Source organism: Methylomagnum sp. (assembly GCF_054333355.1).
Genome location: NZ_JBTEKS010000010.1, coordinates 17370 through 30299 on the forward strand (window position 1 = coordinate 17370; position 12930 = coordinate 30299).

Genomic DNA, 12930 nt, shown 5'->3' on the forward strand with positions numbered 1-12930 from the left:
GCCGATAAGTACTTTTGGATCAAATCCGCTCATTTACTTTGGAGGATAACGGTATGGCAACTTTAAGTTTCTCTATTCCCGATGACGTAAGTGAAGCGTTTGAACGGATGTTTAAAGAAGTAGATCACAGCGCATTAATTTCGGACCTAATGCGTAAAGCGGTCGCAGAATCCGAATGGCGGGCACTACGATCTAGTTTAGATTCGGGTGAGCGAGGCAAGCCCGTCTGGCTAGATAAGCTGCCGGAATCCCATTCATCCATAGTCGGACGCCGGGCGGAACTCATGGCTGAATTATTCCTCCAAGACCTAGGCGCAACTTTCGTTGCCAAGCCAGAACCCGACATTGGCTATGATTTCTATATGGGATTCCAAAACCCAAGAGGCGGGATAAACAACTACGGCGTACAAGTAAAAGCCACCGAGCAAACCGTTCCGGCAGAATTTCCATTGAAAGGAAACCTATACAAAAGCTTGGCCTACTCCAACATTCCCGCGTTGCTATTAGTCGCGAACGTTAAGCAAAACAAACTCTATTACGGATGGGTTAATCCGGCGAAGAGGGGAGAAAATGAAAATTCTCCAACCGAAAAAATCGCCCTTAAAGAAATCGACGATGCAACCAAAAACGAACTTCGCCAAGCTTTGTTGAATCAATGATTGCTCATTCTCACGCGCTATGTCACTGTATGAAGCCCGCGTAGGCTGGTTGAGGCACGAAACCCAGCTTTCCCGTGGCGCGGAAGGGCTAAATTTCCAAAAACTTCCCAAATCCACCTCGTCATACCCCACCAACACTGGGTTATCCAGCCGATTAATGTCAGTTTCCATCCGGCCCATGTCCAGCGGGAAACGGAATAAATCGCGCTGGTTTAAGCATCGAAAAAACCCAAGCCAGCGTGCCCGGATGTATCTTTATGGAATCGGGATAATTGCAACACCACCTTGCTGGCCCGCCGAAGCGGCAGAAACCGAGCTATTCTCAACAAAGCCACCGCGTGTGAAAATCGCCAAGCAACACCTCATGGCGTTGCGCGAGGGCGACCCAATATGGACGTATAACGGAGGGACTACTTGTGATATTAAGAAAACTAACCTGTACGATTTTGATCTGTGGTTTATTCGGCCCGGCGTTGGCACCCGCCGATAGCGTCATCGAATTCGACGTGGCGACCGGGTGGCATAATTCGGTGCAACCCGTGATAATCAAGGATGGAACGATTCTCGTGAAATCGGCGGGCGGCGATGAAAACCTCGACATACTTTATGAGCAGGCGGCGGAGCGGCTCATTCTCATCGACCACCAGAAAAAACGATTCACGCCCGTCACCGACGAAAGGGTCGGCCAAATCGCCCGGCAGGCCGAGGAAATCCAGCCCCTGATTCAGGGATTCAGCGAGCAATTCCGCAAACTTTCCCCCAAGCAGCGAGCCAAGTGGGAGAACATGCTGGGCGGCATTTCCCTGGATCAATTCGATTCGGTCAAGCGCGAGGCGCAATCCACCACGCTGATGAAGACCGGCGCTGGCAGGAAAGTGGCGGGGATTGCGTGTGAGGAAATGAACCTCCTCAAAGGCAAGGCCAGGACGGCGCGGTTTTGCCTCGCCAATCCGTCGGCGCTGAAATTGTCCGCGAACGATGCGGCGACCTTGCGCGCCCTGATTGGCTTCACGCAACGGCTGGCGGCGCGGGCGCAGGGCTTGGGTTCGCAGTTCGGCATCGCCTTCCCGGCCAGCGGCATCGCGGAATTGGCGGGCGTGCCCGTGGAAATGCGGGAATACGGCGGCAAGCATCCACGGGCCATGACCCTGAGCCGGGTGAGCGCGGAAGCGGTGGCGGACGACGCCTTGAAGGTGCCGGACGGGTATCGGTCGAAGGAGTTGGCCCTGTGGTGAGCCGAGAGGGCGAGAGGGGAGGGCGGGACGCCGCGTGGTTTACGGGCGCCCCGCCGTGTCGGATCAGCCTCGGGCGCCCTCGCCCGCTTCCGGCATTCGCTCCATCCGTTGCCGTTGCTCGGAACGCTGGGTTAATAGCGACGCGACGACAAACACAATCAGCGCCGCCAAGCTGGTTTCCAAGGCCAAAAAGGCCGTGATTTTGAAATAGGCGAAGGCCGGGTGAACGAAGCGCACCAACCAGCCGGCCACTTCGTCCGCCAGCGCGGAAACGAATGTCAGGCCGCTCAGCCATACCTTGAGGGTGATGGAAAGGTTGGTGAACAACACCAAATGGGTCAGCGTGACCGCCAGCATTCCCATGGAAAACAAATGAAAATGGGAAACCTCCAACAGGCTTTGGTAGCTTTTCGGCTGAGTGAATTTCTCCTCGGAGCCGAGATAATATTCAATGACCGAACTGGCGGTCAGTCCCATCTTGTGGAAATACATTAAGCCATTGCTGACCCAAAGCAGCGCGATATAACCCAAAAACATCAGGACGATGGTATTGAGGAGGGTTTGCCGCCGCTGTTCGCCGGTGACGAAGAAACGCATTATTTATCTCCCTCGCGCATCGCGATCTTAAATATGGCCATGACTTTGCGGATACTGTCCAAGGACGCCCGGCAACTCAGGGTGGCCCCGCTGATTCCGTCAATGCCTTGATTCAACCGCAGCTCCGCCACAGAACGATGGTACAGCCTTTCAAACCAGCGGCCCGGCGGCTGATATTCGGGGGGTTCGTGGAAGGCCAGGATTTCAGTCCGGGTTAATTCCCCGGTGGGGGAAAGGACGATAATCATGGTTTCCGGCTGAGTCCGCACGGTATGGGATTCAATGGCCGCATACCCCAACAGCTTGCCCTGCTGCTTGCCCGCATAAAAGGTGAATAGCTTCGAATCCAGCTTGGCGAGGGCGGTTTTCTCGATGGCGGCGGCTTGCTCGTCGGTGAGGAACACGGGAATCTCTTCGATTTCTGAGCCTTGTCCGAAAGCCAGTTCGAAAGCCTCGTCTTTGCTGTAATAGACAGTTCCCCAGGCGACGGGCAATACCCCGAAAATCAAAAATAGGGAGGCTATGAAGGTTATTTTGAATTTCGGCATGGGTTGAATGGTTCGATGACCGGCTGGGGTTGGAATGGTGTCGTGGACTCTGCGCCCGAGTCCGAATTCGCTTGAAAGCACTCTATTTGAAAATCACTCTCATTTCAATACGGCGGCTTGCCTGGCCAGCGCCAGCGCGGATCAGTGAGCCGGGGCATTCCGCGCCTGTTGTAAAATGAGCCTCCGCTGTCGCACGCCTTGCCACGGCGTCCAACGATCCGCCGATCACCACCATGCCGCCGACCAAGTCCGATAAATCCACCGGGCGCGCCAAGAAGCCTGGCCCGTCCCTCGACGCCGGGGACAAGCCGCAGCCCCCGCAGAAACTCAACCTCGGCTGCGGCACCTTTATCATGGGTGTTTGCATCATCGTGCTGCTGGGCAAATTCCTGCCCCACCCGACCCGAGGCCTGACCGCCGCGCCGTCCGCGAAAGCGGAAGCGCCCAAGCCGGAGTCCAAAGCGGCCCGGGTGGCGGCCACATCGTCCAAGCCTCTGGAGATGCCCAAAAAGACGCCCGCCACACTTAAGCCTGTGCCCGTCCGCGTCGAGGCTGCGAAAACCGACCTCGCGAAGGCCGAACCCGCCAAGCCTGAGTCCGATGGCGGAGACCGGCCCGTGGTTTTCAATAGCCCGTGGAATAACTCGGTCTGGCAGGTCGAGCGGTATGTGAAACGCAGCCTGCATGACGCGGCGTCGTTCGAAGCCCTCGAATGGGGAAAGGTGATTGGGACCACCAAGGGTTATCAAGTCCGGTGCAAATACCGCTCGAAAAACCTGCTGGGAGTTTATGCCACCCAGACCAAGACTTTCCTGCTGAACAAGAATGGCGAGGTTTATGGCGCCAAACACTAACGGCGGGTGCCCCGTCCTTGGGGACTCATCGAGAGGATTGGCGAATATTTCTAGGGAACCCGCGCCAGGAATTGAATCTGCACGGTGTAACTGAATGACTTTATCTCGTACTTGCCATTAATGAACTGTATGGCCCGGCCTTTCATGCTTAGATTCGCCGTGACGGGCTGGTCGAGGTTGTCCGCGATTTTGATGGGCTTGTAATTGAATTCGTCGAATTCATAGGTGACCCGGCTGGGGTCCAGGATTCGTCCCTTCGCGAGATTCCGTTCGACCAGCCATTTCGTCACGTTCGCCTGGACTTGATCCAGGGCGGCGGGATTTAAATACCAATCCATTTGTTTGCCCCGCCTGACGATGACGGAAATGCCGCTGTAGCTTTGGCCTTGCGCCTGCTTATAGCCATTGCAGGAAAACGCCGCGTTGACGCTGCCGACCGTGCTGAAAACGCATAGCCCGGAACTTTTGAGCGTCTGGACGCCAAAGCCACTGACCGAGAGCTTGGTTTTTAAATCGGCGCCCCAATTCCCGACGATCCCGCTGAGGGAGGCCGCCTGGAGCGGCGCCGAGAATGCGGCGGCGCAAAGCAGGTACGCCCGAGTTTTCTTGCCAAGGAAATTCAATTTATTTAAAACGTTCATAACCTATTTTCATAAACGGAAAAAAGCCTGTTTCGGCGTGTGGCGCGAGGGATTGTCCAACTCGGATAACATCCGCTGGCCCGATTCGCCTATGCCGCCGAAACTAGGGGCTGTTTTCTAAGACCTTCGGACCAAAAATGCAACCTCATTTCCTTAAACAATGGTTTCGCCAATCCGCGCCAGCGGTTTTCAAAACGCGGGTGCCATGGCCCATTCATCCCGCCACCGCTAACGTCGAGGTGTCGCCGTGACCATGGAAAATTCCACGACCGAATCCGCCGCCGCCCGCTTGGATGGCCCCGCCCGCGTGTTCCGTCATTGCCCTGGGTGTGGCGCGTCGGCCCCGCGCATCGAGGACAGCCGCTCATTGCGCTGCGGGCGGTGCGGCTTCTTGTTCTTTTTCAACAGCGCGGCGGCGGCGGCGGCATTCATCCTCCACCGGGGTCAATTGGTGCTGTGCGTGCGGGCCAAGGAACCGGCCAAGGGAATGCTGGATTTGCCGGGCGGCTTCGTCGAATTCGACGAGACCGTGGAGGACGGGCTACGGCGGGAAATCCACGAGGAGCTGCACATCGAGGTGTCGGAGTTCCGCTATCTCGCCAGCGCCTCGAACACGTATCTCTATGCCGGGGTGACGTACAAGACCACCGATTTGTTCTTCGTCTGCGAGGCGGCGGACATCTCCGGCATTCAAGCGGGGGACGACGTGGGGGATTATGTGCTGATCGCCCCGGACGCCCTGGAACCGGCGCGGCTGGCGTTCAACTCGGGGCGGGTGGCCTTGGCCGCGCTGCGGGAAAGGCTGGGCGGGAACGGGCGGCGGTGAGAAAGGCCGCCCCGGTTTTCAAAACCGACTCGGCCTCATGTGAACGCTGCAAAGCTAGCGTCCCACGGTGGCCCGATCCGGGCCATAGGGATAATTGGGGGTCGATGGCCGGGCTGGGGTTGTGATGGGGGCGGGGATGGGCCTGGGATAAGCGGGCGGGTAGAGGCGATGGCCGGAAGGCGGATAGCCATAGCCCGGCCCGTAGCCCTGATACCAATAGGGATTCGCCTGCCGCTGGGCGTCCCGCGTGGCCTGTTGCTTGACCTGCCGCCGCTGTTCCTCCGCCAAGCGCTCGGCGGCCCGCGCCGCGTCCACCTGGGCGCGGATCACGGCGTCCCGTTCATCCGCTTCCCGTTGTAGCCGTTCCTGCTCGGCCTGCTGGTGCTTTTTCTCCAGCGCCCGGGCGACATCTCCGGGGTTGGGTTCGACCACCTGGAGATTGACGGGCTTGCAGGAGGCGTCGTCGGCCTCGTCGGTGAAGATGGCCTGGCCGTTCCGCACGCAACGGTACACCGGGTTGGCGTCGGCCATGACGGGAGTCAGCAGGGCGGTGGCGACAAGTAGGGGAACCAGGGTTTTCATGATGCGCTCCCAGCGTGAGTCCGTGGTCGGTGGGGTAGGGGGCTGGCGAATCCGTCGGCGCCCGCTCGATGAATCCGCGCCAACCATACCATATCCCACTTGGACGGACTCCGGGCCATGAAGTGCTGAACATTCGGGCAACCCTGGGGACAGGACAACCGCGCCCTGTGAATTTCCCCCTCCCCAAAGCGAGAGGGAAAAACAGCCGTTTCCCGGCATAGCGTGATCGCTCTGGGGAACAAGACATGCCATCTTGCCGGGCGTGGCCGCGCTGGTATCATCCGCTTGCCCGGTGCCGAACGCTGGGCTGAATTCCTTTCAACCAGCCCGTGGGAACCATCATGAAGGCCATCCAAACCTTGACGGCACTCGCCCTTATCCTCGGCGGAAGCGCCGCCATTGCCGAAGATATCAAGCCGGGATTGTGGAAGATTTCCCTGGAGTCCAGCGTGGCGGCCTCGCCCGGCTGGAATCCCGAGCCTTTTGTGCTGACCCAATGCCTGACCGAGGACGACGCCCGCAACCCAGACCGCTTGCTGGCGGGAATGGGCGGGCAGGGCGTGACCGGGTGTGATTTCTTGAACCGGGATTATTCCAGCGGGCACGTCCGGTTCGATTTGAATTGCGCGGGCCAACTGGGCCTCACGGGGCACGGCGAGATGAGCTTTTCCGCCACCCGCCTGGACGGGACGCTGGACGTGAGCTTCGCAGACGCGGGGCAGGGCGGGCAGAACACCGCCATGCAGAACAAGCTGCACGCGGTTTATCTCGGGAGTTGCAACGCGGCGGGCGGAACCGCGCCCGCGCCGCCATCCGCTATGGTAGCTCCGGTGCCGCCCGCAGAATGAACGTCACCGGCCCGTCGTTCACCAATTCCACCTGCATGTTGGCGCCGAAGCGGCCCGTTTCGACGGGTGAGTGCTTGGCCCGCGCCCGCGCCACTAAATCATCGAACAGCCGCCGCCCGGTCTCCGGGTCCGCCGCCGGGGTGAAGCTGGGCCGCAAGCCCTTGCGGGTGTCGGCGGCCAGGGTGAACTGCGACACCAGCAGCAACCCGCCGCCGGTGTCCCGGAGGCTCAGGTTCATCTTGTCGTCGGCGTCGCTGAATATCCGATAGCTCAGGATACGCTCGCCCAGCCGCTCGGCTTGGGGCTCCATGTCGCCTTTCTCGACGGCCACCAGGGCCAGCAACCCCGGCCCGATCTTCCCGACACTTTCCCCCGCCACCGTGACCTCGGCCCGCGTGACCCGCTGGATGACGGCGATCATGGTCTCAGTACCTCGGCATGGTCGGCTCGACCCGCGTGGCCCAGGCGTCGACGCCGCCGCTCAGGTTGACCACGTTGGGGTAATCCCGGCTGATGAGGAAGGTCGCCACGCTGGCGCTGCGCATCCCGTGGTGGCAGATGACGATGATTTCCCGCGCCGGGTCGAGTTCGGCGAGGCGGGCGGGGACATCGTTCATGGGGATGTGGAGGCTGCCTTCGATGTGGCAGAACGCGAATTCCCGTGGCTCCCGCACGTCGAGTAGGAGCGGCTTGGGTTCGGCGGTTTGGAGATGGGCGTGGAGTTCGGGGGCGGTGATTTGTTTCATGGGGATTTAAGGATACTTATTTGACGGCTTCGATGAGTTCAATGTCTTTGCGCAGTAGGTTATTCACCAGTTCCGATAAATCCATGCCTTTGGATTCGGCTCGGGCGCTTAGGTAGGTTTGGATTTCTTGGTCGAGATATATGGGTTTATGGGATTGAACGCTAGGTATTCGGTTTGGTCGATTGGGATGGGTTTCTTTTGCGGGCCGCATCCGGCTTAATAACTCGGCGGAGAGGGGAGGGGATTCGACTTCATCCCAGTCGGTGGATTCGATGGTTTCAGGTTTGAGCTTCATAATGCTGCCTTTCGTGGGGGTTGGCTTTGCGTAAGCTGATGATTCGGATGTTATCGCCGCGTAGGGTATAAATTATTACATAAGTTAGCCTTTTGATTTTTCCAATCGCAACCCAGCGGGTTTCGTCGTAATCAAATCAATCATCGATGGTTTCCAGTGCAGTATCCCATTCAAAATCAACGGCCATTTCAAAATCAACGCCATGTTTGACAAGATTGGCTCGGCGTTTGTTTTCGTCCCATTCGTAGTGCATGTTTTTAGTTGAATCGCGGCTTGCTCAGTCCGAAAACGGTGGGCATGGAATGCATGCCCACCCTACCTAGCTTGGGAACGAGTGGAATATATCCGTAGCCGGATTTCGCGAAGTTCCATCCGGGCTACGCTGGCCTATTCGGGTTCTTTTTGAACCGAGATAACCTCGTGGTTTTTGGCGACGCGCTCAAAGATGGCGGGGAATTGGGTTGCTCTGATTGGTTAAGCAAGTAGGGCCGTGGGCTGGATTGGAGCTTTGCAGAAACCTAGGTTATCTGTTTACTGCGCTGGGTTTCGTGCCTCAACCCAGCCTACCGCGCTCAAAGCTCAAAGATGGCGGGGAATTGGGTGGTGCATTCTTGGAAGGTGACTTGGTGTATGGGCATGGTGGGTTGCTCTAGTTGGTTAAGGCCAGCGTGTTGTGCTGGGTTTCGTACCTCAACTCAGCTTGTCAGGCTTGCCGTCCATAATAAGATAACGCTTCGCTTCTTTATATGCTTCTTCAAAATACTGGCGTAGCTTGCCGCCGTGGCTTTCATGTTGGTTGATAATATCGAGTTTATCTGAACTCTCAAGATACCCCATATAAAATAGCCAACCAAACAGATGGGGGGTGGTTTGTATTTGATCTTTTCCTATAATTGATTTGCCTAGTTTTCGTGCTTTTTGGTCATCCGTCATAAATGCTAGCCCTGTCTTTTTGGCGAATGCAATTGACGAAAGTTCACCTTTTCCCAAACGCTTTCTTTTCTCTAATATTCCTACTTCTTGCAGATCCGATATGTCAATAGAACAATCTCCAAAAAAACCTAGCAGCCTTTCTTCTCGCAATTTTTGTTGTAATTCAATGTCCTCCCGAGTTGGGGCGCTCCTTGGCTTATATAGTGCCTCATAATAAACAAAAGCTGTGGCAGCAAAGTGTGCATTTGATGCTTTGACGGCTGAGACTAATTTGGTGGATGATAGAATGTGCCATATTGCGCAAGTGTCAATGACGCTTGTTTTGGCGAAACGCGATATATTAATTTCCATGCTTCATGCTCCTGCCATATAAATCAGAGATGCTATTTAACTCATCTGGCTTAATTAGTAAGCATTCTGCCAATCTGCCTCGCGATATAACTCCATTGTCATAAGCATCAAAGCACAGATTGACATAGTAATCTGATAATCCAATTTCTAACAAGGATGTCTTTCGGTATTTTGATTTTTCGGATAAAGTTTTTGGAAGTTCTGAATCCTCCTTCATGTCTCTGGGAATGCAAACTCCTTGAAATTTTTTAACTTCATGGTAATCCAAAAAGCCATTGTTTTTTAAAGAATACAAAAGTGGTTCTATGTTTACTTTAAACCTGTTGGCCAAGTCTATGAGGAAAGATGCATTCAATTGATTTATAGGTGAAAGTACACTAAGCGTTTCTGGTGGAATTAAGTAATGTGACGCAAAAGTATTAGCGCGAATTTCGACAAGATCATTTTCTGTCCATTTCGTTAAAGATACAACCACATCTTTATCAATATCTAAAATGGCGTGCGCTAATTCATGAGCTGCCGTAAATCTCTGCCTATAAATATCCTCATCATAGTTTATAAGAACACATTTTCCCGCGACTGGATGGTAAATATATAGCCCTGAGATGTTTGAGTTTCCTAGTTTTCTTCGGAATACATGCGCCCCAATTTCTCTAATGTCCTCATAAATATTATTCACAACTTCGTTATCCTTATAGTCAAGGTGCTTTCTCAGTAAAAAGGCTGCCTCTTGGCCGTGAGCTTTAAAATAAGCTCCTTGTTTTGTATAGGAAAAATTTTCGGTGTGTTTCTTTAGGGCAAGCTCCGTCTGAAGAAACTCTTCACATTCACAAAGGAATAGGAAATCTTGTATGTTCTTCCTATCTAAAGCGGTAAACTCTCGCCCAAACTGTCTGTATAATTCTTCTGTCTGTTCAAACGGAGCAAGCTTTTCGTTGGAAATAAAAAACCTATAGTCGCAGCGAAAGAAATCAGCCAATATTAGTATCTCGTCACCAGTCGGCTCGGTTTTTCCGCTTTCAACTAAATCCAGTTTCATGCCATCTATTCCAGTAGATATTGATAGCTCTTCAATGGTAATAAGTAATTGCTCTCTATACCTTTTGATTTTGCTTCCCATAAGATTCAAATTTAGGCTCATTTTTTTATCCGCCAATTAAATGACCACAGTTAAAATTTATTGAGCTTCTCAAAGAGCTATATATGCCAAAGGATAAAATCTTTTGATTGTTTCCGCAAGGAGCAAGTGACCCACATGGAATACAGCGTATCTTGAGTTAAGATACATCAAGTCCAATCCCAGCTAGCCAAGCCAACCAGAAAACCCATGCTTACCCCCTACGAGCAAGACATAGTCGCCTGGGCCAACCAACAAGCGGCGCTACTTCGGGCCGGGCGTTTCGACGCCCTGGATATTCAACACCTCGCCGACGAGATAGAAGACGTGGGCAAATCAGAGCAACGCGAACTCACCAACCGCCTCGTCGTCCTCATCGGCCACTTACTCAAATGGCGCTACCAACCCGCCCGACGCGGCAGCAGTTGGCGCCGCACTATCGCCGCACAACGCAAAGATGTCGCCTATGCCCTCAAACAAGCCCCCAGCCTAAAGCACAAATTCGACGACATGGAATGGTGGGATTTAGTCTGGACCAAAGCGGCGGCGATGGCGGAAGCAGAAACCGGGCTGGAAGATTTCCCCGAGAATTGCCCGTGGTCATTCAGCGATATTATGAATCCCGACTTCTGGCCGGAATAAACCCAATAAAACCACGGGACACAAAAAAGCCGCTGGTCCGGGATGGGCCAGCGGCTTTTCTTATTTGGGATTCCCCTAATTAAAGGGGCCGGGAATACCCTTATTTCACCGCAATCCCCTTCTCCTGCATCGCCCGCAACACCGTCTGTCCGATATGCGCCGGATTGCGCGAGACATACAGCCCCAGCGCCTCCATCGCGTCCATCTTGGCACCGGCGGTGTCCGCCTCGCTGGCAATAATCGCCCCGGCGTGGCCCATGCGGCGACCCGCCGGCGCGGCCAGACCGGCCACGAAACCCACCACCGGCTTCGACATATTCTCCTTGGCCCAACGGGCGGCGGCGACTTCCTGCGGCCCGCCTATCTCGCCGATCATCACCACAATCTCGGTCTCCGGGTCCGCCTCGAACGCCTTCAACACGGTCACGAAATCGGTGCCGTTGATCGGGTCGCCGCCGATACCGACCGACGTGGAAATGCCCAAGCCCAGCGCCGCCATCTGCTCGGTGGCCTCATAGTTCAGCGTGCCGGAACGGGACACGATGCCGATGTTGCCCCTCTTATAGATGCCCGACGGCATGATGCCCACCTTGCACTCGCCCGGCGTAATGAGGCCGGGCGTGTTCGGGCCGATGATGATGGTGTCGCGGCCCACCCGGTAGCGTTGCAGGCGCACCATGTCGTGAATCGGCACACCGTCGGCGATGGTCACGGCCACTTTTATCCCGGCGTCGATGGCCTCCATCAGCGCGTCGGCGTTGAAGGGCGGCGGCACGAACACGGCGGACACGTCCGCCCCGGTCGCGGCCACGGCTTCCGCCACGGTGTCGAACACCGGCAGCCCCAAATGCACGGTGCCGCCCTTGCCGGGGGTGACGCCGCCGACCACGTTGGTGCCGATGTTCATGGCGTCCTGGGCGTGGAAGGTGGCGTGCTCGCCGGTGAAGCCTTGAAAGATAACCTTGGAATTTTTATTGACGAAAACGCTCATGCTTAACCCCGTACCGTTTCAACCGCTTTGGCGGCGGCGGCGTCCAGATTCTCGGCGGTGATGAAGGCCAGTCCTGATTCAGCCAGGATTTTGCGGCCTTCTTCGACATTGGTGCCCGCCAAGCGGACGATCAGCGGCACTTTGATTTGTAGGCTATTGCACGCCTGGATCAAGCCTTGGGCGATCCAGTCGCAGCGGTTGATACCGGCAAAGATGTTCACCAGGATGCACTTGACGTTGGGGTCTTCCAGCACGATCCGGCAAGCATTGGTGACTTTCTCGGGCGACGCGCCGCCGCCCACGTCGAGGAAGTTGGCCGGGCGTCCGCCGTGCAAGGTGATGGCGTCCAGGGAGGCCATCGCCAACCCCGCGCCGTTGACGATGCAACCGATGTTACCGTCGAGGGCGATGTAATTGAGTCCGTGGCCGGAGGCTTCGACTTCCTTCGGGTCTTCCTCGGCGAGGTCGCGCAGCTCGGTGACGGTGCGCTGGCGGTAGAGGGCGTTGTCGTCGAAGTTGAACTTGGCGTCCAGCACCATGAGTTTGTCTTCGCCGTCGCTGACGATGGCGAGCGGGTTGATTTCGCATTGCAGCGCGTCCCGGTCCCGCATACAGCGGTAGATGGACTTCATCAACTTGGTCATCTGCCCCATCAGCTTGCCCTTGATGCCGATGGCGGTGGCGACCTTGCGGCATTGGAAATCGCGGAGGCCAATGGCCGGATCGACCACTTCCGTGACGATCTTGTCGGGGCTGATCTGGGCGACTTCCTCGATGTCCACGCCGCCCTCGCTGGAGGCGATGACGGTGATGCGCTGGGTGGCGCGATCAATGACTAGCCCCAAATAGAACTCTTTCTTGATCTGGCTGGCCGGTTCGATCCAGACCCGATGCACCAGCGAACCCGAAGGGCCGGTTTGGTGGGTGACGAGGCGGCTGCCGATCATGGCGTCGGCCACTTTCTTCACTTGGTCGATGGAATCAACCACTTTGACGCCACCGGCCTTGCCGCGACCACCCGCGTGGATTTGCGCCTTCACCACCCAGCGGCTACCGCCGATTTCC

At 56.0% G+C, this 12930-nt stretch carries 17 protein-coding genes and 1 pseudogene; 6 read left to right on the forward strand and 12 right to left on the reverse strand.

The window, feature by feature from the left end:
• Window positions 1-14 precede the first annotated feature (14 nt).
• Window positions 15-659 (forward strand): DUF4365 domain-containing protein, encoded by a 645-nt coding sequence (locus ACXWUF_RS01940; RefSeq protein ID WP_458492964.1) that lies wholly within the window; start codon window positions 15-17, stop codon window positions 657-659.
• A 416-nt stretch (window positions 660-1075) separates the two neighbouring features.
• Window positions 1076-1894, forward strand: coding sequence for a hypothetical protein (locus tag ACXWUF_RS01945; RefSeq protein ID WP_458492965.1), 819 nt, complete (start codon window positions 1076-1078; stop codon window positions 1892-1894).
• Window positions 1895-1957: 63 nt separating this feature from the next.
• Here the strand turns inward: ACXWUF_RS01945 and ACXWUF_RS01950 are convergent, their stop codons facing one another.
• Together ACXWUF_RS01950 and ACXWUF_RS01955 are read right to left on the reverse strand one after the other, a co-directional pair.
• Entirely contained in the window at window positions 1958-2491 is a 534-nt protein-coding gene (locus ACXWUF_RS01950; RefSeq protein WP_458492966.1) for a hypothetical protein, read from the reverse strand.
• Window positions 2491-3039, reverse strand: coding sequence for an FMN-binding protein (locus ACXWUF_RS01955; protein ID WP_458492967.1), 549 nt, complete (start codon window positions 3037-3039; stop codon window positions 2491-2493). Before ACXWUF_RS01955 ends, ACXWUF_RS01950 begins: the two co-directional genes overlap by 1 nt.
• A 233-nt stretch (window positions 3040-3272) precedes the next feature.
• On the opposite strand from ACXWUF_RS01955, the gene ACXWUF_RS01960 reads away from it, so the two are divergent.
• Window positions 3273-3893: a hypothetical protein gene (locus ACXWUF_RS01960; RefSeq protein WP_458492968.1), complete on the forward strand. Its 621-nt coding sequence runs from the start codon at window positions 3273-3275 to the stop codon at window positions 3891-3893.
• Between the two features lie 50 nt (window positions 3894-3943).
• On the opposite strand, the gene ACXWUF_RS01965 is transcribed toward ACXWUF_RS01960, so the two are convergent.
• Window positions 3944-4534, reverse strand: coding sequence for a hypothetical protein (locus ACXWUF_RS01965; protein WP_458492969.1), 591 nt, complete (start codon window positions 4532-4534; stop codon window positions 3944-3946).
• Between the two features lie 253 nt (window positions 4535-4787).
• Between ACXWUF_RS01965 and ACXWUF_RS01970 the strand changes: the two genes are divergently transcribed.
• Entirely contained in the window at window positions 4788-5360 is a 573-nt protein-coding gene (locus tag ACXWUF_RS01970) for an NUDIX hydrolase (RefSeq protein ID WP_458492970.1), read from the forward strand.
• Window positions 5361-5414: 54 nt separating this feature from the next.
• On the opposite strand, the gene ACXWUF_RS01975 is transcribed toward ACXWUF_RS01970, so the two are convergent.
• A complete protein-coding gene (locus ACXWUF_RS01975) occupies window positions 5415-5942 on the reverse strand; it encodes a hypothetical protein (protein WP_458492971.1) in 528 nt (175 codons plus the stop codon).
• A 341-nt stretch (window positions 5943-6283) separates the two neighbouring features.
• Between ACXWUF_RS01975 and ACXWUF_RS01980 the strand changes: the two genes are divergently transcribed.
• The gene (locus ACXWUF_RS01980) at window positions 6284-6790 is read left to right on the forward strand and encodes a DUF3617 domain-containing protein (protein ID WP_458492972.1); all 507 of its coding nucleotides are present in this window, start codon (window positions 6284-6286) and stop codon (window positions 6788-6790) included.
• On the opposite strand, the gene dtd is transcribed toward ACXWUF_RS01980, so the two are convergent.
• The 6 genes and pseudogenes from dtd to ACXWUF_RS02010 form a co-directional block, all read right to left on the reverse strand.
• Window positions 6759-7211 (reverse strand): D-aminoacyl-tRNA deacylase, encoded by a 453-nt coding sequence (gene dtd, locus ACXWUF_RS01985; RefSeq protein WP_458492973.1) that lies wholly within the window; start codon window positions 7209-7211, stop codon window positions 6759-6761. The two genes, ACXWUF_RS01980 and dtd, sit on opposite strands and share 32 nt — an antisense overlap.
• A 4-nt stretch (window positions 7212-7215) precedes the next feature.
• Window positions 7216-7536, reverse strand: coding sequence for a rhodanese-like domain-containing protein (locus ACXWUF_RS01990; protein ID WP_458492974.1), 321 nt, complete (start codon window positions 7534-7536; stop codon window positions 7216-7218).
• 16 nt (window positions 7537-7552) lie between these two features.
• The gene (locus tag ACXWUF_RS01995; protein ID WP_458492975.1) at window positions 7553-7831 is read right to left on the reverse strand and encodes a hypothetical protein; all 279 of its coding nucleotides are present in this window, start codon (window positions 7829-7831) and stop codon (window positions 7553-7555) included.
• A pseudogene (locus ACXWUF_RS02000) lies at window positions 7815-7952 on the reverse strand (BrnT family toxin); the annotation flags it as partial. The pseudogene ACXWUF_RS02000 and the gene ACXWUF_RS01995, both read right to left, overlap by 17 nt.
• Before the next feature lie 569 nt (window positions 7953-8521).
• Window positions 8522-9115, reverse strand: a complete 594-nt coding sequence (locus tag ACXWUF_RS02005) for a hypothetical protein (RefSeq protein WP_458492976.1) — start codon at window positions 9113-9115, stop codon at window positions 8522-8524.
• Window positions 9105-10256, reverse strand: coding sequence for a helix-turn-helix domain-containing protein (locus tag ACXWUF_RS02010; RefSeq protein WP_458492977.1), 1152 nt, complete (start codon window positions 10254-10256; stop codon window positions 9105-9107). The genes ACXWUF_RS02005 and ACXWUF_RS02010 overlap by 11 nt, the downstream gene beginning before the upstream one ends.
• Before the next feature lie 186 nt (window positions 10257-10442).
• On the opposite strand from ACXWUF_RS02010, the gene ACXWUF_RS02015 reads away from it, so the two are divergent.
• Window positions 10443-10874 (forward strand): DUF29 domain-containing protein, encoded by a 432-nt coding sequence (locus ACXWUF_RS02015; protein WP_458492978.1) that lies wholly within the window; start codon window positions 10443-10445, stop codon window positions 10872-10874.
• Window positions 10875-10974: 100 nt separating this feature from the next.
• On the opposite strand, the gene sucD is transcribed toward ACXWUF_RS02015, so the two are convergent.
• Together sucD and sucC are read right to left on the reverse strand one after the other, a co-directional pair.
• Window positions 10975-11865 carry a succinate--CoA ligase subunit alpha gene (sucD, locus tag ACXWUF_RS02020; protein WP_458492979.1) on the reverse strand — a complete coding sequence of 297 codons (891 nt, stop codon included), beginning with the start codon at window positions 11863-11865 and terminating at the stop codon, window positions 10975-10977.
• Between the two features lie 2 nt (window positions 11866-11867).
• Window positions 11868-12930, reverse strand: a 1063-nt coding sequence (sucC, locus tag ACXWUF_RS02025; protein WP_458492980.1) for an ADP-forming succinate--CoA ligase subunit beta, incomplete at its 5' end; no start/stop codon positions are given.